Source organism: Streptomyces sp. NPDC018019 (assembly GCF_044327805.1).
Classification (GTDB): domain Bacteria; phylum Actinomycetota; class Actinomycetes; order Streptomycetales; family Streptomycetaceae; genus Streptomyces.
Map to the genome: position 1 here is coordinate 198,329 of NZ_JBIRGD010000004.1, position 18,946 is coordinate 217,274.

The window sequence follows — 18,946 nt, forward strand, 5'->3', positions numbered from 1 at the left end:
CGGGACGCGCTCCCCTGACGCGTCCCCGCAACAAAGTTGACCAGCCCGCGGGCCGTCGCGGGGGCATTTTCGAGAAGGTCTCCGTGGAAAGGCTGGTCTTGGGACCGATCCCTGCCACTGTTTACCTGTTGCGACGGCCGTCAGTGGCGCAATACGACCAGATCGTCCCGGTGCACGACCTCGCGCTCGTACGCGGGCCCGAGGTCGCGGGCGAGATCGCGGGTGGACCGGCCGATCAGCCGCGGGATCTCCCGCGCGTCGAAGTTGACCAGACCGCGGGCGACGGCGCGGCCCGTGGTGTCGCGCAGTTCGACCGGGTCGCCCGCGCTGAACTCCCCTTCGGCCGCGGCGATGCCGGCCGGCAGCAGCGAGGAGTGCCGCTCCACCACCGCCTGTACGGCCCCGTCGTCCAGGACCAGCGCACCGCGCGGCGTGGAGGCGTGCGCCAGCCACAGCAGCCGGTCGGCGGAGCGCCGGCCGGTGCGCAGGAAGTGGGTGCCGGTGGGGCCGCCGGCCAGCGCCTCGGCGGCGTGCACGGCGGAGGTCAGGACGACCGGGATGCCGGCCGCGGCGGCGATCCGGGCCGCCTCGACCTTGGTCACCATGCCGCCGGTGCCGACCCCGGCCCGGCCCGCGCTGCCGATGGAGACGCCCTCCAGGTCGGCCGGGCCGCGCACCTCGGCTATGCGGGAGGTGCCGGGGGTGGCCGGGTCGCCGTCGTAGAGCCCGTCCACGTCCGACAGCAGCACCAGCAGGTCGGCCCGGACGAGGTGGGCGACCAGGGCGGCCAGCCGGTCGTTGTCGCCGAAGCGGATCTCGTCGGTGGCGACGGTGTCGTTCTCGTTGACGATCGGTACGGCACCCATGGCCAGGAGCTGGTCCAGGGTGCGGAAGGCGTTGCGGTAGTGGGCGCGGCGGCTGGTGTCGTCCGAGGTCAGCAGGACCTGGCCGACGCGGCGCCCGTACCGTGCGAAGGAGGCCGTGTAGCGGGCGACCAGCAGGCCCTGGCCGACGCTGGCGGCGGCCTGCTGCCGGGCCAGGTCGCGGGGGCGCCGGTCCAGGCCCAGCGGCGCCAGGCCGGCCGCGATGGCGCCGGAGGAGACCAGCACGATCTCCTTGTCCTGGTGCTTGGCCAGCGCGTCCACCAGCGCGTCCACCCGGTCCGCGTCCAGGCCGCCGCTCGCCGTGGTCAGCGAGGACGAACCGACCTTGACCACGATCCTGCGGGCGTCCGTCACGTCCTGCCTTGCGCCTGCCACTGCCTACCCCTGCCTGCCCCTGTGCTCGTCTGTCAGCGCCGCGTACGGGACGTACCGTACGGATGCTTCCGTACGGTACGTCCCGTACCGCCGCTCTTCACGGGCGAAGGCCCCCGAGAGCCCGCGGGCCTTCCCCCTCCGCGCTTCCCGTCCGTCAGAACGGCTGGAAGCCCTGGTACTCCTCCTCGGCCTCGTCCCGCGCCGCATCGCGGTCGCGGCGGCGCTGCACGGCCGGGCGGGGCGCCTCCATCCGGTGGTCCTCGCCGCGGCGGCCGAGCATCTCGGCGCCCGCCGCCATCATCGGCTCCCAGTCGAAGACGACCGCGTTGTCCTCGGGGCCGATCGCGATGCCGTCGCCGGCGTGCGCGCCGGCCTTGCGCAGCTCCTCCTCGACACCGAGGCGGTTGAGGCGGTCGGCGAGGTAGCCGACGGCCTCGTCGTTGTTGAAGTCGGTCTGGCGCACCCAGCGCTCGGGCTTCTCGCCCCGTACGCGGAAGAAGCCCTCGCCCTCGGGGGTGACCGTGAAGCCCGCGTCGTCCACGGCCTTGGGGCGGATGACGATACGGGTGGCTTCCTGGACGGGCTTGGCCGCGCGGGCCTTGGCGACGATGTCGGCCAGCGCGTACGACAGCTCCTTCAGACCGGTGCGCGCGACGGCCGAGACCTCGAAGACGCGGTAGCCGCGCTCCTCCAGGTCGGGGCGGATCATGTCGGCGAGGTCCTGGCCGTCCGGGATGTCGATCTTGTTGAGGACGACCACCCGCGGCCGGTTGTCCAGGCCGCCGTACTGCGCCAGCTCCGCCTCGATGACGTCCAGGTCGGAGACCGGGTCGCGGTCGGACTCCAGGGTCGCGGTGTCCAGCACGTGCACCAGCACCTCGCAGCGCTCGACGTGCCGCAGGAACTCCAGGCCCAGGCCCTTGCCCTGGCTGGCGCCGGGGATCAGACCGGGCACGTCCGCGATGGTGTAGACGGTGGAGCCGGCCGTCACCACGCCGAGGTTGGGCACCAGGGTGGTGAACGGGTAGTCGGCGATCTTCGGCTTGGCGGCCGAGAGCACCGAGATCAGCGAGGACTTGCCGGCGCTCGGGTAGCCGACCAGCGCGACGTCCGCGACGGTCTTGAGCTCCAGCACGATGTCGCGGGCCTCGCCGGGCTCGCCGAGCAGCGCGAAGCCGGGGGCCTTGCGGCGGGCGGAGGCCAGCGCGGCGTTGCCGAGGCCGCCGCGCCCGCCCTGTCCGGCGACGAAGGTGGTGCCCTGGCCGACCAGGTCGGCCAGCACGTTGCCCGCGCGGTCCAGCACCACGGTGCCGTCCGGGACCGGCAGGACCAGGTCCTGGCCGTTCTTGCCGTTGCGGTGGTCGCCGGCGCCGGGCTGGCCGTTGGTGGCCTTGCGGTGCGGGTGGTGGTGGTAGTCGAGGAGCGTGGTGACGTCCTGGTCGACGACCAGGATCACGTCGCCGCCGCGGCCGCCGTTGCCGCCGTCGGGGCCGCCGAGCGGCTTGAACTTCTCGCGCATCACGGAGGCCACGCCGTGGCCTCCGTTACCCGCGGCGACGTGCAGCTCGACGCGGTCCACGAAGGTGGTCATGGTGAGTGCCTCCAGGTACGACGGGAATGTCTCTGTACTAACACGCCAAGGGCGGACCGGCCTTCCCGCGCTGCTGCGGGGAGAGGCGGTCCGCCCTCGGAGTGGTGCTGCTGAGCTATCGCTCGATGCCGGAGTGGTGGGTCACTCGGCGATCGGAACGATGTTCACGACCTTGCGGCCACGGTGGGTGCCGAACTGCACCGCACCGGCGGCCAGGGCGAACAGGGTGTCGTCGCCACCGCGGCCGACGCCCGTGCCCGGGTGGAAGTGGGTGCCGCGCTGGCGGACCAGGATCTCACCGGCGAGGACGGCCTGACCGCCGAAGCGCTTCACGCCGAGCCGCTGAGCGTTGGAGTCGCGACCGTTCCGGGTGGACGATGCGCCCTTCTTGTGTGCCATGTCTCCTCAGTCCCTTACTTCGCCGGAGCGTCGATGCCGGTGATCTTCAGCGCGGTGTGCAGCTGGCGGTGGCCGATCCGCTTCTTGTAGCCGGTCTTGTTCTTGTACTTCTGGATGCGGATCTTGTCGCCCTTGTGGTGGTCCACAACCTCGGCCTGGACCTTCACGCCGGCCAGGACCCACGGGTCGCTGGTGACCGATTCGCCGTCGACGACCAGCAGCGTCGAGAGCTCGACGGTGTCACCGACCTTGCTGGTGGCCATACGGTCAACTTCGATGACGTCGCCAACAGCAACCTTCTGCTGGCGGCCGCCGGTGCGCACGATCGCGTACACGCGGAACTCTCTCTCGCTCGAAACGGGACCACTGATGCCAGCCGCTCCCCACGGGGTCGTGACGATCCCGTGCCATCCGGATCGGACGAGCGGCCTCCCCCGGCGGACCGGGAGGTGTTTGCTCAGAGGTTTGGCGTACTACAGACGCCGACGGTCAAGGTTACGGGGCCTTGACCGGGGGGTCAAACCGGCCCCGGGCCGCTTGGGCCCGGGGCACGGCCGGACGTGCTCAGTCCTCCGACGAAGCCGACACCGACGCGGCCGGGGTCTGCTCGGCGGCAGCGGTCTTCTTCGCCGCCGTCTTCTTCGTCGTGGTCTTCTTCGCGGCGGCCTTCTTGGTGGTCGCCTTCTTCGCCGTGGCCTTCTTGGCGGTGGTGGTCTTCTTCGCCGCCGTCTTCTTGGCCGTGGCCGTCTTCTTGGCCGCCGCCTTCTTGGCGGGTGCCTTCTTGGCGGCCTTCTTCGCCGCGGTCTTCTTGGCGGGCGCCTCCTCGGCGGCCTCCTCAGGGGCCTCCTCGGTGGCCGCGGCGTCCGTGCTCACGGCCTCGTCCGTGCGTACGGCGCTGTCCGCGGGAGCCTCGGCGGCGGCCGGTTCGGCCACCGGCTCCGCGGCCGGCTCCTCGGGCGCGGCCTCCGCCGCCGGGGCGCTCGCCTCGGCGACCTGCACCGCGTCCTCGGCGGGCTTGGGCGAACCGGCCGGCGCGGACGCCTTGCGGGTCGCCCGGCGGCGCGGCCTGGCCGGCGCGGGCTCCGCGGCGGCGGCCGGCTCCGCGACGGGCTCCGGCTCGGCGGCCGGGGCCGGCGCGGGCTCGGACTCCACCACGATCGCGGCGGCCTCGGACGCCTTCGGCGCACCCGCCGGGGCGGTCGCCTTGCGGCTGGCGCGACGGCGGCCCCGGCCGCGGACGCCACCGGCCGCGGCCTCGGCCTCCGCCGGGCTGCCGAACCACTCGTCGGTGTCGGCCACCGCGGGCTGCAGCTCCGCCTCGGTCACCGCGACCGGCTCCAGCTCCGGGTGCTCGTCGGCGCGCGCGGCCTCCGTGTCCTGCTGGCCGTCGTGGTGCTGGTGGTCGTGCTGCTGGTCCTGGCCGGCGGAGCCGGACCGGCCCTTCTTCTTGCGCTTGCCGCCACCGCCGCCACCGGCCGAGGACGGCTGGTCCATGTGGACGATGACGCCGCGGCCGTTGCAGTGCACGCACGACTCGGAGAAGGACTCCAGCAGTCCCTGGCCGACCCGCTTGCGGGTCATCTGGACCAGACCCAGCGAGGTGACCTCGGCGACCTGGTGCTTCGTCCGGTCGCGGCCCAGGCACTCCAGCATCCGCCGCAGCACCAGGTCCCGGTTGGACTCCAGCACCATGTCGATGAAGTCGATGACGACGATGCCGCCCAGGTCGCGCAGCCGCAGCTGGCGCACGATCTCCTCGGCCGCCTCCAGGTTGTTCCTGGTCACGGTCTCTTCGAGGTTGCCGCCCTGACCGGTGAACTTCCCGGTGTTGACGTCGATGACGACCATGGCCTCGGTCTTGTCGATCACCAGCGAACCGCCGGAGGGCAGCCAGACCTTGCGGTCCAGGGCCTTCATCAGCTGCTCGTCGATGCGGTACGTCGCGAAGACGTCGACGTCCGAGGTCCACTTCTGGAGGCGGTCGACCAGGTCCGGCGCCACGTGCGAGACATAGCCGTGGATGGTCTCCCAGGCCTCGTCACCGCTGACGATGACCTTGGAGAAGTCCTCGTTGAAGATGTCGCGGACGACCCGGACGGTCATGTCGGGCTCGCCGTACAGCAGGCTCGGCGAGCTGGTGGAGCCCGCCTTGGCCTTCTTCTGGATGTCCTCCCACTGCGCCTGGAGGCGCTCCACGTCGCGGCGCAGCTCGTCCTCGCTGGCGCCCTCCGCGGCGGTCCGGACGATCACGCCCGCGTCCTCGGGGACGATCTTCTTGAGGATCTGCTTCAGCCGCGCCCGCTCGGTGTCCGGCAGCTTGCGGCTGATGCCGGTCATCGAGCCCTCGGGCACGTAGACCAGGTAGCGGCCGGGCAGCGAGACCTGGCTGGTCAGGCGGGCGCCCTTGTGGCCGATCGGGTCCTTGGTGACCTGCACCAGCACGGACTGGCCGGACTTCAGCGCGGTCTCGATGCGGCGCGGCCCGTTGGCCATGCCGAGCGCCTCGAAGTTGACCTCGCCCGCGTACAGCACGGCGTTGCGGCCCTTGCCGATGTCGACGAAGGCGGCCTCCATCGACGGCAGGACGTTCTGCACCTTGCCGAGGTAGACGTTGCCGACGTACGAGGTCGACTGCTCCTTGTTGACGTAGTGCTCGACGAGGACGTCGTCCTCCAGCACCCCGATCTGGGTGCGGTCGCCGTTCTGGCGGACGATCATCTCGCGGTTGACGGCCTCGCGGCGCGCCAGGAACTCCGCCTCGGTGATGATCGGCACCCGGCGGCGGCCCTGCTCGCGGCCCTCGCGGCGGCGCTGCTTCTTGGCCTCCAGGCGCGTCGAGCCCTTGATGGACTGGACCTCGTCGGACGGCTCGTCCTTCTTGCGCGGCTCGCGGACCTTGACGACGGTGCGCTCCGGGTCGTCGCCCTGGTGGGCCTCCGCCTCACCGAGGTCGCCGCTGCGACGGCGGCGGCGACGGCGACGGCGGCTGCTGCTGGAGCCGGCGGCCGACTGCTCGTCGTCCTCGTCGGCGGGCGCGGCCTGCTCGGCCGGCTCCTCCTCCGCGGCCGGCCGGCCGGCATCGGCCTGCCCGTCATCGCCGGACTGCTCGTCGCTGCCGTCGGCGGCCTCACCGCGGCGACGGCGGCGGCCACCGCGGCGACGGCGGCGGGAGGGGCGGTCGCCCGACTCCTCGTCGCCCTGCGCGGCCTCGCCCTGCTCCTCGTCGGTGTCGTCCTCGTCCTCGTCCTCGGTGTCCTGACTGTCCTGGACGTTCTGGACGTTCCGGGCGGGTGCCTGCTCGGCGGCGGGCGGCTGCTCGGCCTCGGCGGCGGCACCCCGGCGGCGACGGCGGCGGCCACCGGTCGCGGGCTGCTCGTCCGGCTCGGCGGCCGGCTCGTCGGCGGCCTGCTCGGCGGCGGCGGCAGCGGCGGCCGCGGCGGTCTCCGGGGTCTGGAACATCGGCTCGGCGAAGACCGGCGCCTGGAACACGGCCGTCGGCGGGCGACGGTCACGGCGGCGGCTGCCGCGCGCGGGCGCCTCCGGCGCGGCCTCTTCCTCGGCGCGCTTCTCCTCGACGGCGGGCTGCTCCTGCTGCTGCGCGGACTCGGCCGCACGCTCGGTGCGGCGGCGCGAGCGACGGCGCGGCGCGTCGGTGGTGCCGGTGGCGGCGGCCTGCTCGGCGGCCGGGGCCTCGTCCGCGGCGGCCGGGGCGGTCTCCGCGGCGGCGTCCGCCTGCGGGGAGCCCGCGGGGGCGGTGGCCTTACGGGTCGCCCGACGGCGCGTACGGGCGGGCTTGGTGTCCTCGGCGGCCGGGGCCTCGGCGGGCGCGGCGGCCTCGGCGGTCTCCTCGGCCTCCTCCTCGTCCTCGGCCGCGGTCACGGACGCGGCGCTCTGCGGCTCGGCGGCGCTCTTCTGCGGGGCGCCGGCCGGGGCGGTGGCCTTACGGGACGCACGGCGGCGCGTACGGGCGGGCTTGGTCTCGTCCGGCGCGGCGGCCTGCTCCTGGGCGGCCGGCTGCTCGGCGGGGGCCTGCTCGGCGGCGGGCGCGGCGGCCAGGTCCGCGGTCTGCGGCGCGGCGGCCTCCGGGGCCTCGGCGGCGGGCGGGCCGGCCGGTGCGGAGGCGCGGCGGGTGGCGCGGCGGCGGGGCCGGGCGCGCGGCGCCTCGTCCTCGGCGGCGGGCTGCGCCTCCGGTGCGGCCGGTGCCTCGGGTGCGCTCTCCACGGCCTCGCTCACCTGCGGGGCACCCGCGGGTGCGGTGGCCTTACGGGTCGCGCGGCGGCGCGTACGGGCGGGCTTGGCGTCCTCGCCGGAGACCACCGCGGAGGCGGCGCCCGTGTCGTCCTGCGCGGGGCTCGCGGCCGTGACCGCCGTGGCGGTGGCCTCGGCGGTCACCGGGTCCCCTGCGGGGGCACCCGCCGTCGTGGGCGGGCCGGCCGGCCGGGACGCGGCACGGCGCCGGCGGCGCGGCGGCAGGGTGTCGCTGGGGGTACTGCCCTCGGAAGACTGTTCCGAAGGGCCACTGGGTTCGTTGGGCTCAATGGGTTCGAGCATGCGGGCGGTTCTCCCGTCACGCTCCCGGGCGCCACGCCTGGTTCCGGGCGCGACCCGCGTGTTGTGCGCGGTGCCGCCCTCCGGGGCGCGGGCGCCGCACGGGAGCTGTCGTCTCGCTCGCCGGGCCCGTCTGGCGGGGACCGGCGAAAGTCTGCTGGTCAGTGCGTCTGCCGGACCGGGGTGGCTCCCTGGTTGATCGGCGACGCGACGACGGCGGTCCCGTGCGGAACCGTCCGGCGCCTCGCGGCACTCAGCCGGCGGCCGTTGATGTGTCGGCTGCGGCAGCGTCGCGGTCGGGCGCAAGCGGGTCGGTCACCGCGCCGGTCTCCTCATCGAGCAGCCCCTGCGCCAGCCTGGTCACCGCTGCGGGGACCGGCGGCGCCAGGTCGGCCGTAGCTCGGAGGCCGGACAGGACGTCGTCGGGTCGTACGGCAGGTGTGGCATGCCGAACAACCAGCCGCAGTATCGCACAGGCATCGCCGCCGGGCCTATCGCCCTCGGGGGCGGCGGTTTCGAGGCGGGCGACCGCGGCCCGCGCGTCGAAGGTCCGCATCCCGTTCTTCGTACGCCGTTCGACCTGCACTTCTTCGGCGGCGAGGAAGGTCTCGACGGCACGTGCCGCCGCGGCGGGCTCGACGCCGTCGAGCCGCAGTTCCCACACCGACGCCTGGAGCCGGTCGGCGAGCCCGGGGGTACGGGCCTCCACCGCGTCGGTGATGTCCAGGCCCGCCGGCAGCGACTCGTCCAGCAGCTCCCGAAGGGTGGCCGGGTCGCGGCGCTCGGCGAGCTGGATCTCCAGGTACTCGGCCTCGCTGCCGGTACCGGTCGGTGCGGCGTTGGCGTACGACACCTTCGGGTGCGGGGTGAAGCCCGCCGAATACGCCATGGGGACCTCGGCGCGGCGCAGCGCCCGCTCGAAAGCGCGCTGGAAGTCGCGGTGGCTGGTGAACCGGAGGCGGCCGCGCTTGGTGTAGCGCAGTCGGATGCGCTGCACCGCCGGTGCGGGCGGCGGGCCTTCGGGCTGTCGCTTGCCCAGTGTTACTTCTCCTTGGTGTGAGGGCGCTACTGGACGTCACCCCCGCGGGGGCGGGGACGGTCCCGGATGACGCTTACCCAGCGTCGCCCAGTCCGGGCCCCCGCGTGGGCGGGGACACGTCGCGCCCGGACGTCTTACCTAGAGTACGTGCCCGCGGTACCTCCGGTTCCCGCCGGGGCTCCGGCACCGGGACGCGCTCCGGCCGCTTCGGGGCCCCGAACAGGGCCCGCCGGATCTCGGCGCGGGTCTGGCGCACGGACTGCCGGGCGGCGCCCAGCGCGCGGCGCACGGACCGGCCCGCCGCGCGTGCCGCGTCGCGCACCGGGCGCCACAGCACATCCCGTACGGCGTGGCCGACCGGGGTCAGGACGGTGCGGTACACCCACCGGAACGGCTCGACGAAGATCCACCGCAGGAGTGTGCCGAGGAACCTGCCGACGGCCCGGGAGACGTACCCGGCCACCCGCCAGGCGTGCCCGAAGGCGGCGCCGGTCTCGCGGACCACGACGGTCACGGCGGCGGCGACCGCCCGGCCGACGGGGGCGAGGACGTACCGCCACACCGCGACGGCCGGCACCACGACCGTCCAGCGGACGAGCGCGGCGGCACCTGCTCCGATACCGCGGACCAGCCAGGCGATGCCGAGTCCGACCGGGGTCAGAACGCGCCGGTAGCACCACAGAGCGGGAAGCACCACCAGATACCGGCCGAGGAGAACGAAACCCGCGCCCACCGCGCGGACCAGCCAGACCATGCCGTGCCCGACCGGGGCCAGAACGCCCCGGTAGCACCACAGGACGGGCAGCACCACCAGATACCGGCCGAGCAGGACGAAACCCGCGCCCAACGCGCGGACCAGCCACGAGAAGGCGTGTCCGACCGGGGTGAGGACCCGGCGGTGGCACCACAGCGCCGGCACCACGATCAGGTGGTGGACCAGCCAGGCCACGGCCGTACCGATGGCCGTGCCGACGGGCACCAGCACGTACCGCCACAGCGCGGCCCACGGCCAGTAGAAGAGCGCCTTGGCCACCCAGGCCAGCGCGACGCCGAAAGCCCGTGCCGTCCAGGTGATGCCGTGCCCGACCGGGGTCAGGATCCAGCGGTGGACCCAGGTCAGCGGCGCGACGACCAGCACGTGCCCCAGCCAGGCCAGCCCACGCCCCACCGGGCGCAGCAGCACCCGGTCCAGGGCCCGCGCGCCGGCGACGAGCACGTCCCACACCATGCGCACCGGCACCACGAGCACCAGCACGACGATGCGCACCGGCACCCGCACCAGCCGGGTCAGACACCCCTCCCCCGGCGCGTACCGCTCGGGCACCCGGTCCCGGCGCCGGTCCTGTCCGGTCTTGTCCAGCGACAGCCCGCCCGTGGGCTCCATGCGGCTTCTTCCCCCTCGCGCCCGTTATGGGCACTGTCACGCACACACCACGGCCCGGCCACCGCACCACTGCGGGACCGGGCCGGGCAGGTGTCTGGAACGCTTACTTGACGACGCTCAACGGCAGCAGCTTCTTGCCCGTCGGGCCGATCTGGATCTCGGTGTCCATCTGCGGGCACACGCCGCAGTCGAAGCACGGGGTCCAGCGGCAGTCCTCGACCTCGGTCTCGTCGAGGGCGTCCTGCCAGTCCTCCCAGAGCCAGTCCTTGTCCAGGCCGGAGTCGAGGTGGTCCCAGGGCAGGACCTCCTCGTAGGTGCGCTCGCGGGTGGTGTACCAGGCGACGTCCACGCCGTACGCGGGCAGCGTCTTGTCCGCGGCGAGCATCCAGCGGTCGTACGAGAAGTGCTCGCGCCAGCCGTCGAAGCGGCCGCCGTCCTCGTAGACGGCGCGGATGACGGCGCCCACGCGGCGGTCGCCGCGGGAGAGCAGGCCCTCGACGATGCCGGGCTTGCCGTCGTGGTAGCGGAAGCCGATGGAACGGCCGTACTTCTTGTCACCGCGGATCTTGTCGCGCAGCTTCTCCAGGCGCGCGTCGGTCTCCTCGGCGGACAGCTGCGGCGCCCACTGGAACGGCGTGTGCGGCTTGGGCACGAAGCCGCCGATGGAGACGGTGCAGCGGATGTCGTTGGACTTGGCCACCTCGCGGCCCTTGGCGATCACGTTGACCGCCATGTCGCCGATCTGGAGGACGTCCTCGTCGGTCTCGGTGGGCAGGCCGCACATGAAGTACAGCTTCACCTGCCGCCAGCCGTTGCCGTAGGCGGTGGCGACCGTACGGATCAGGTCCTCTTCCGAGACCATCTTGTTGATGACCTTGCGCATCCGCTCGCTGCCGCCCTCGGGCGCGAAGGTCAGTCCCGAGCGACGGCCGTTGCGCGTCAGCTCGTTGGCAAGATCGACGTTGAAGGCGTCGACGCGGGTCGACGGCAGCGACAGGCCGATCTTGTCTTCCTCGTACCGGTCGGCGAGCCCCTTGGCGATGTCGCCGATCTCGGTGTGGTCCGCGGAGGACAGCGACAGCAGGCCGACCTCCTCGAATCCCGTGGCCTTCAGGCCCTTGTCCACCATCTCGCCGATGCCGGTGATGCTTCGCTCCCGCACGGGGCGCGTGATCATGCCGGCCTGGCAGAAACGGCAGCCGCGGGTGCAGCCACGGAAGATCTCGACCGACATCCGCTCGTGGACGGTCTCGGCCAGGGGGACGAGGGGCTGCTTCGGGTAGGGCCACTCGTCCAGGTCCATGACGGTGTGCTTGGACACCCGCCACGGGACGCCGGAGCGGTTCGGCACGACGCGCGAGATGCGCCCGTCGGGCAGGTACTCCACGTCGTAGAACTTGGGGACGTACACGCTGCCGGTCTTCGCGAGGCGGAACAGCAGCTCGTCCCGCCCGCCCGGGCGGCCCTCGGCCTTCCAGGCGCGGATGATGTCGCTGATCTCCAGCACGGCCTGCTCGCCGTCGCCGACGACCGCACAGTCCAGGAAGTCGGCGATCGGCTCCGGGTTGAAGGCCGCGTGGCCGCCCGCGAGGATCAGCGGGTGCTCGTCCGTACGGTCCTTGGACTCGATCGGGATGCCCGAGAGGTCCAGGGCGGTGAGCAGGTTGGTGTAGCCCAGCTCGGTGGAGAAGGACACGCCGAGTACGTCGAAGGCGCTCACCGGTCGGTGCGCGTCCACCGTGAACTGCGGTACACCGTGCTCGCGCATCAGCGCTTCGAGGTCCGGCCACACGCTGTAGGTGCGCTCGGCCAGGACGCCCTCGCGCTCGTTGAGGACCTCGTACAGGATCATGACGCCCTGGTTGGGCAGTCCGACCTCGTAGGCGTCCGGGTACATGAGCGCCCAGCGCACATCGCAGGCATCCCAGTCTTTGACGGTGGAGTTGAGCTCGCCACCGACGTACTGGATGGGCTTCTGGACATGCGGGAGAAGCGCTTCCAGGCGCGGGAAGACCGTCTCGACAGGCATCGCGGCGTCTTTCATGAGCTGGCAGGGGTGACCATCCAGCGTACCCCGGGAACGGGATCCCGTTGACGGGCTGTGCCCTGGTGGGCGTGGGGTCACGGCGCGGCTGCGGTGGGTCACGGGAGGGGCGGCAGGGCAGGGGGCCCGGACCGGCGGGCGCGCGCCGCCCGGCGGCCCGGCCACGTCCGCGTGAGGCGTGTCACCCGCCCAGCTTCCGGCGCAGCCCCGGCTTCGCCGCCTTCCGCCACACCTCGGGCAGCTCCCGCTCCCGGGCTGCCGCCGCCGCTTCCTCCCGCCCGTACAGCAGCCCGAAGGTGAACCCGCCCTCGCCCGCGCCGTGCGCCTGTACGGCCAGCTCGCGCAGCGCCCCGCGGGCCAGCACGCTGTCCTGGTGGTCGCCGAGCAGCTGCTGCACCCGCTTCATGCGCCCGGCGAACCGCTCCGCCGGGCGGCCCAGCGCGGGTCCGGCCGCCTCCGCCGCGTAGCGCGCCCGCTTGGCCGCCTTGCGGGCACTGTGCAGCGCCTCGTCGCGCTCCGGCCCGGGCGGCGTCGCCAGCGCGGCCGCCACCCGCCCGGCGAGCCGCCGGTAGTCCTTGAGCACGGCCTTCGCCATCGGCCGCGCCGGCGGGCGGGCCGCGGCCGGGCACAGCGGCGGGTCCGCCAGGAGCGCGTGCAGGCTCTCCAGCAGCGCCAGGTGCCGCGATCCGTCCAGGACCGCGAGCAACGCCTGCCGCGAACCCAGGCGGCGGCGCTGCGACCACAGGCGCAGCCGCGCGGCCACCGGGCCGAGCCGCAGATCGCGCGGCAGGCCCGCCAGCCCGGCGCGCAGCCGCTCGGCCAGCACCTCGCGGTCCCGGTCCACCCCCAACTGCTCGGCCAGCCATGTGAGTTCGCCGAGCATCGGGTCGGTCACGGACCGGTCCAGCACGGTGCCGTACGAGCGGAAGACGCTGCGCAGGCGGCGGGTGGCGACGCGCATCCGGTGCACCGAGTCGGGCAGGTCGCGGCGGACGGCCGGGTCCAGCTCGACGAGGGTGCGCACCTGCTCACGGACGTACGCGAGGACGGCGTCACCGGCGGTGCGAGGGGCGGGCCGTGCCGTCCCGGCCCGTGCCGTCTCGCCGCCCGCCGTCCCGGCCAGCGCGCGGGCCAGCTTGGACGCCGCGCCGGCCGGACGGACCCCGGCAGCCGCGAGGACGCGCTCGACCGCGTCCAGGAGCCCGGGGACGCCGTCCCCCACCAGCTCCACCTCGATCTCGCGCCAGCGGACCCCGGCGGCGACCCGGTCCGGCCGCGTCCCCGGCCGGCCCTCGCCGTCGGCCTCGTACGCCGTCCCGTACGCCACCTCGTGCGCCACGTCCGCGGCACACGTCGCTTCCGCCGCGTGCGGAACCGCCCCGTCCCCCACGCGGTGCGCCACCACGTCATCGACCGCCACCTCGGCGAGCGGCTCCCCCCGCGCGTCCTCCAGCACCCACAGCGCGCGCCGGGTGCGCAGGTGCGCGACCGGCGCCAGGCACGCGCCGCGCACCCGCGAGCGCACCAGGGCGGCGAGTTTGTGCGGCAGCCGGTCGCCGAGCGGCATCCGGACCTCGTCCCGCACACCGGGGGCCACCGGGAGTTTCAGGTGCCAGCCCGCGTCGCCGCCGCCGGTGCGCCGCCGCAGCGTGATGCCGTCGGCCGCGAGCCGCTGATCAGGGGTGTCGTAGTAGGTGGCGGACAGGACGACGGTGCCCTGGTCCGCGATGGCCGCGACCCCGGCGACGCCGGTCAGGTCGGGCAGTTCGGTGCTGTCGTCGGCCTCGTACTTCCGCTCGATTTCCCGCACGGTGTCCGCCATGGATCGAATCTAGCCGCGTGTGGGCGGCGGAGGCAGTCCCCGACCGGACGTTCGCACGGTGCCGTACGGAGCGGCGGAAACGTTCCGGGCTGGCCACGCGGCACCCGGGACGGAAACAGTTCATCCCCGTACGAACACCTGCGAATGCCGGATAGCTCCTTTCCGGCCGGTTGCGGAAATACGCCGTCTTGCCGTCGGCAGTTGCCGCTCGGACGATCGGTCCCCTCATCCCGTGCGGGCCGCGGCGGCCAGGAGCGCCGCCGCGCGCCCGCGCGCCTTCACGAGGAGGTCCGCATGAGCACTCCCAACGGCCGCCTGAGCCTGAGTCCCGACGCGGCACGGCAGCTCGCCACCGCCACCAAGACGACGCCGCAGATGCGCGGCATCACCCCGCGCTACCTGCTGCGCGCCCTGCCGTGGGTGGACGTCGAGGCCGGCGTCTACCGCGTCAACCGCCGCCGTACCTTCATCCTCGGCGACGACCGGATCAGCACGTTCTCCGAGGGCGACCGCCACCGCATCGTGCCCGAGGACCTGCGTGAACTGCCGTTCCTGCGGCAGGCCGACGAGGCGCAGCTGCGCGAACTCGCCGAGACCTGCGACGAGGTGAGCTTCGACGCGGGCCAGGTCCTGTGCTCGGAGAGCGACACCGCCGACCGGCTCTGGGTGCTCGTACGGGGCCGCGCCGAGAAGCGGGTGACCGGCCGCTACGGAGAGGACGCGCTGCTGGAGATCGTCGGCGACGGGCAGTTCTTCGATCTGGAGGCCTGGGCCAAGGGCGAGTCGCTGCCGTACCGGGTACGCACCCTGACCCCCGGTGTCGCGCTGTGCATCCACCGCTCCAAGCTGGCCGAACTGGCCGACCGCGACGAGTCGTTACGCGCCTCGATGGAGAGCTACTGCTCCGGCGAGGGGCCGACGCCGGGCGCCGAGGCACCGGTCGACCTGGCCTCCGGGCACGTCGGCGAACCGGTGCTGCCGGGCACGTACGTGGAGTACGAGGACACGCCGCGCGAGTACCACATGAGCCTCGCGCAGACCGTGCTGCGCGTGCACACCCGCGTCGCCGACCTCTACAACCAGCCGATCGACCAGACCCGGGCGCAGAGCAACCTGACCGTGCACGCGCTGCGCGAGCGGCAGGAGTCGATGATGCTCAACCACCCGGACTTCGGGCTGTTCCACCAGGTCGCCCCGGGCATGCGGGTGCAGCCGCGCACCGGTGCGCCGACGCCGGACGACCTGGACGAGCTGCTGGCCAAGGTGTGGAAGCAGCCCGCGTACTTCGTCGCGCACCCCCGGGCCATCGCCGCGTTCGGCCGGGAATGTACCCGCCGGGGTGTGCCCCCGGTGACCGACACGCGGTTCGGCAGCCCGCTGCTGACCTGGCGTGGCGTGCCGCTGCTGCCGTCCGACAAGGTGGCGGTCAGCGGCGCGGGCACGACCGAGATCCTGCTGATGCGGGTGGGCGAGGCGGAGCAGGGCGTGGTGGGACTGCGCCCGGCCTCCGTACCGGACGAGGCGGAACCCGGCCTGTCCATCAGGAACATGGGCGTCGACCAGAAGGCGATCACCTCCTATCTGGTCACGGCGTACTTCAACACGGCCGTCCTGGTGGAGGACGCCCTCGCCGTCCTCCAGAACGTCGAGGTGTCCAAGTACCATGACTACTCCTGAGGTCACGGGGCTCGCGGCGCCGCTGAGCGCGCTCCTGGGCAAGGGGGCGAGGACCGGCGCGGCGGATGCGGCGGCCCCTGCCACCGTTCCGGACCAGGCCGTCCGTACGGACCCGGCCCCCAGCGCGGCGACGGCCCCCGGGGCGGGCGCGGCTCCGGGCGCGGGGGCGACCGTCGTCCCGGCCGCGGCCCTGACGGGCCTGCCGGGCATGAGCGGAACACCGGATACGAGCGCGGTCCCGGGCGCGGGCACGGTTCCAGGCATGAGTGCGGTCCCGGACGTGACGGCGATGTCGGGTGCCGGCGCGGTTCCAGGCATGAGTGCGGTCCCCGAGACGAGCGCGGTCCCGGGCATGGGCACGGGCGCGCCCGGCGCCACGAGCGCGGCCCCGGGCAGCACCCCCCAGGCCCCCACCACCGAACCCACCCCCACCCAGCAGATCCCCGGAGCCCAACGCGGCGCCTTCTCGCCCGAGATGGCGCGGCGCGACTTCCCGATCCTGCACCGGCTGGTCAACGGCCGGCCGCTGGTCTGGCTCGACAACGGCGCCACCACCCAGAAGCCGCGCCAGGTGATCGAGGCGGTGGCGGCCTTCTACGGGTCGGCCAACTCCAACATCCACCGCGGCGCCCACACCATGGCCCGCGACGCCACCGCCCTGTACGAAGCGGGCCGGGCCGCCGTCGCGGACTTCCTGGGCGCCCCGTCCCCCGAGGAGATCGTCTTCGTCCGCGGCACCACCGAGGCGATCAACCTGGTCGCCGAGACCTGGGGGCGGGCCAACATCGGCCCGGGCGACGACATCCTCGTACCCGTCCTGGAGCACCACTCCGACATCGTCCCCTGGCAGCAGCTGGCCGCCGAGACGCACGCCCGGGTGGTGCCGGTCCCGCTGCTGCCGGACGGGCAGATCGACCAGTTCGCCTACGCCGACCTGCTCTCCTCCCGCACCCGGCTGGTGGCCGTCAGCCATGCCTCCAACGTGCTGGGGACCGTGCCCCCCGTGGCGGAGATGACGGCGCTGGCCCACCGTTACGGCGCCAAGGTGCTGGTGGACGGCGCCCAGGCGGTGGCCCACTTCCCGGTCGACGTACAGGCCATGGACGCCGACTTCTACGCCTTCTCCGGCCACAAGCTGTTCGCGCCCACGGGCATCGGCGCGCTGTACGCCAAGCCCGAGCTGCTGGCGGCCATGGCGCCGTGGCAGGGCGGCGGGAACATGATCGAGTCCGTTTCCTTCGACCGCACGACGTTCGCGCCCGCGCCGCACCGCTTCGAGGCCGGTACCGGCCACATCTCCGGCGTGGTCGGGCTGCTCGCCGCCCTCGACTGGCTGTCGTCCTTCGACCACGGGGCCATCGCCAAGTACGAGGCCGAGCTGCTGGCGTACGCACGGCAGGCGCTGGCCGCGGTGCCCGGCCTCCAGGTGCTGGGGGACGCGCCCGACCGCATCGCGGTGCTGGCGTTCACGCTCGCGGGCCACGACCCGACGGCGGTGGCGCAGTCCCTGGACCTGGACGGTATCGCCGTCCGCTCCGGTCACCACTGCGCCCAGCCGGCCCTGGCCCACTACGGCCTGGTCAGTGCCGTACGCGCCTCCCTGGCCCTCTACAACACCCCCGAGGAGGTGGACCAGCTGGTGGCTTCCCTGCTCCGCCTACAGCAGTCGCCGTAAGCGGACCGGAGCGCCCGCCCCGTCCCGGCGGATTCAACAAATCGTCGCAACACGGGGGGTGTTGGGGTCGTTCTCCAGCAGTCTGGAGAAGCGCTCGGCTGGGGCCTCCCAGCCGAGCGTCTTCCTGGGCCTGGAGTTCAGCTCGGCCGTCGCGGCGGCCAGGTCCTCACGGGTGTACTTCGACAAGTCCGCCCCTTTCGGGAAGTACTGCCGCAGCAGACCGTTCGTATTCTCGTTCGAACCTCGCTGCCAAGGGCTGTGCGGCTCGCAGAAGTACACCGGAACGCCAGATGCCACCGAGAAGGCGTAGTGGTGGGCCAGCTCGCCACCCTGGTCCCAAGTCAGTGAGCGCTTCAGGTGGGGCGGGAGGGCCTTGAACGTCTCCGTCAGGGCCTCGCAGGCGACGTCCGCGCGGTGTCCCTTCGGGAGGTACACAAGCAGCGTGTACCGGGTGCTGCGTTCCACGAGTGTGCCGATGGCGGACCCGCTCTTCGCGCCCACGATCAAGTCTCCCTCCCAGTGCCCTGGAACGGAACGGTCAGTGGGCTCGAAAGGACGCTGGCTGATCATGACCATCGGGTGGGTAAAGCGCGGTTGCCGCTGGTCAGGGTGCCGCCGTCGCTTCCTTACGCATCGACCGGTACGGAGACGCCGACTGATTTCGCGCCACAGGCCGCTCTTGGCCTGGGCGTATAGGGCCCGATAGATCGTCTCGTGCGTCACGTGCATCTCTGGCCTGTCCGGGAACCCTCGGCGCAGGATGCTCGCGATCTGCTCGGGGCTCCACTACTCATCCAACCGCGCCTGAATGTATTTCCGCAGCTCAGGGCAGGCTTCGATACGCCGCGGCTTGGGGCGCGGTCGGCGTGACGCCGCCCGCTTGTGAGCAGCAAACGGGCGGTATTAGGACGGGTGGCTGGGTCTGAAGTTCGCGTTGCAGTTGCGGCGAAGCTCCCGGCTGACGGTCGCCGGACTGCGCCCCAGCCCGGCCGCGATTGCCCGGATGGAATTCTTCTCCCGGCGCAGGTCAGCGATGCGGACGCGTTCCTCTTCGGACAGGTAGCGGGAGGAGATCGTCCGCTCAATCCGCTCCAGCCGTTCCTCGTGCCTGGGGTTCGGGACGGTGACCCGCAGTGCACCCTTCATGGGCTGCACTGCGGGCCTGTACCGCTTGCGGCCTTCCTTGGTCGTTCCGGGCCGGGCCGGCCTCCCGTAGAGCCATTCCTTCCCGGTTGATCGATGGATGCCAACAGTGCGACAAGCGGCTTTGATGCTCACGCCGCTGTTAACGAGCTCGAAGAACTTCCGTCGTTCCTCGACCTTCGGCTTGCCGCACCAAGTACCACCGTTGCTCATCGCGTTCCCGTCTGACGGGTGTTGCGACGATCATTAGAACCCAAGTCCCACCGGGGTGGGCGCTCCCCCGGCCCGCCGGTCCCGGACCGTCGTGGCCCCCGGCCCCCGCGCCGGACTGTCGGTGGCGGCCGGTACAGTGCGGTCCTCGGTTC

11 protein-coding genes and 1 pseudogene are annotated in these 18,946 nt (G+C 73.1%); 2 read left to right on the forward strand and 10 right to left on the reverse strand.

Features of this window, described 5'->3' with window-relative positions:
• Positions 1-140 precede the first annotated feature (140 nt).
• The 9 genes from proB to ACH4FX_RS09305 all read right to left on the reverse strand — a co-directional run bounded on the left by proB (position 141) and on the right by ACH4FX_RS09305 (position 14,086).
• Positions 141-1,238, reverse strand: a complete 1,098-nt coding sequence (gene proB, locus ACH4FX_RS09265) for a glutamate 5-kinase (RefSeq protein WP_398477046.1) — start codon at positions 1,236-1,238, stop codon at positions 141-143.
• Positions 1,239-1,413: 175 nt separating this feature from the next.
• Positions 1,414-2,850 (reverse strand): GTPase ObgE, encoded by a 1,437-nt coding sequence (obgE, locus tag ACH4FX_RS09270; RefSeq protein WP_398476770.1) that lies wholly within the window; start codon positions 2,848-2,850, stop codon positions 1,414-1,416.
• 141 nt (positions 2,851-2,991) lie between these two features.
• The gene (rpmA, locus tag ACH4FX_RS09275) at positions 2,992-3,249 is read right to left on the reverse strand and encodes a 50S ribosomal protein L27 (protein WP_030679902.1); all 258 of its coding nucleotides are present in this window, start codon (positions 3,247-3,249) and stop codon (positions 2,992-2,994) included.
• A gap of 14 nt (positions 3,250-3,263) precedes the next feature.
• Entirely contained in the window at positions 3,264-3,584 is a 321-nt protein-coding gene (gene rplU, locus ACH4FX_RS09280; RefSeq protein WP_398476772.1) for a 50S ribosomal protein L21, read from the reverse strand.
• A gap of 229 nt (positions 3,585-3,813) precedes the next feature.
• Positions 3,814-7,800, reverse strand: a complete 3,987-nt coding sequence (locus ACH4FX_RS09285) for a ribonuclease E/G (RefSeq protein ID WP_398476774.1) — start codon at positions 7,798-7,800, stop codon at positions 3,814-3,816.
• A gap of 250 nt (positions 7,801-8,050) precedes the next feature.
• Positions 8,051-8,794 carry a TIGR03936 family radical SAM-associated protein gene (locus ACH4FX_RS09290; RefSeq protein WP_398476776.1) on the reverse strand — a complete coding sequence of 248 codons (744 nt, stop codon included), beginning with the start codon at positions 8,792-8,794 and terminating at the stop codon, positions 8,051-8,053.
• Positions 8,795-8,909: 115 nt separating this feature from the next.
• On the reverse strand, positions 8,910-10,220 hold the full coding sequence (locus tag ACH4FX_RS09295) for a hypothetical protein (protein ID WP_398476778.1): 1,311 nt from the start codon (positions 10,218-10,220) through the stop codon (positions 8,910-8,912).
• Between the two features lie 103 nt (positions 10,221-10,323).
• Positions 10,324-12,249, reverse strand: coding sequence for a TIGR03960 family B12-binding radical SAM protein (locus ACH4FX_RS09300; protein WP_398476780.1), 1,926 nt, complete (start codon positions 12,247-12,249; stop codon positions 10,324-10,326).
• 196 nt (positions 12,250-12,445) lie between these two features.
• Positions 12,446-14,086 (reverse strand): CHAD domain-containing protein, encoded by a 1,641-nt coding sequence (locus ACH4FX_RS09305; protein WP_398476782.1) that lies wholly within the window; start codon positions 14,084-14,086, stop codon positions 12,446-12,448.
• Positions 14,087-14,380: 294 nt separating this feature from the next.
• Between ACH4FX_RS09305 and ACH4FX_RS09310 the strand changes: the two genes are divergently transcribed.
• Entirely contained in the window at positions 14,381-15,763 is a 1,383-nt protein-coding gene (locus ACH4FX_RS09310; RefSeq protein ID WP_398476784.1) for a family 2B encapsulin nanocompartment shell protein, read from the forward strand.
• Complete coding sequence (locus ACH4FX_RS09315; RefSeq protein ID WP_398476786.1) at positions 15,750-17,438, forward strand: SufS family cysteine desulfurase; 1,689 nt, start codon at positions 15,750-15,752, stop codon at positions 17,436-17,438. Before ACH4FX_RS09310 ends, ACH4FX_RS09315 begins: the two co-directional genes overlap by 14 nt.
• 33 nt (positions 17,439-17,471) lie before the next feature.
• Here the strand turns inward: ACH4FX_RS09315 and ACH4FX_RS09320 are convergent.
• Positions 17,472-18,716, reverse strand: a pseudogene (locus tag ACH4FX_RS09320) (IS30 family transposase).
• Positions 18,717-18,946: the final 230 nt, after the last annotated feature.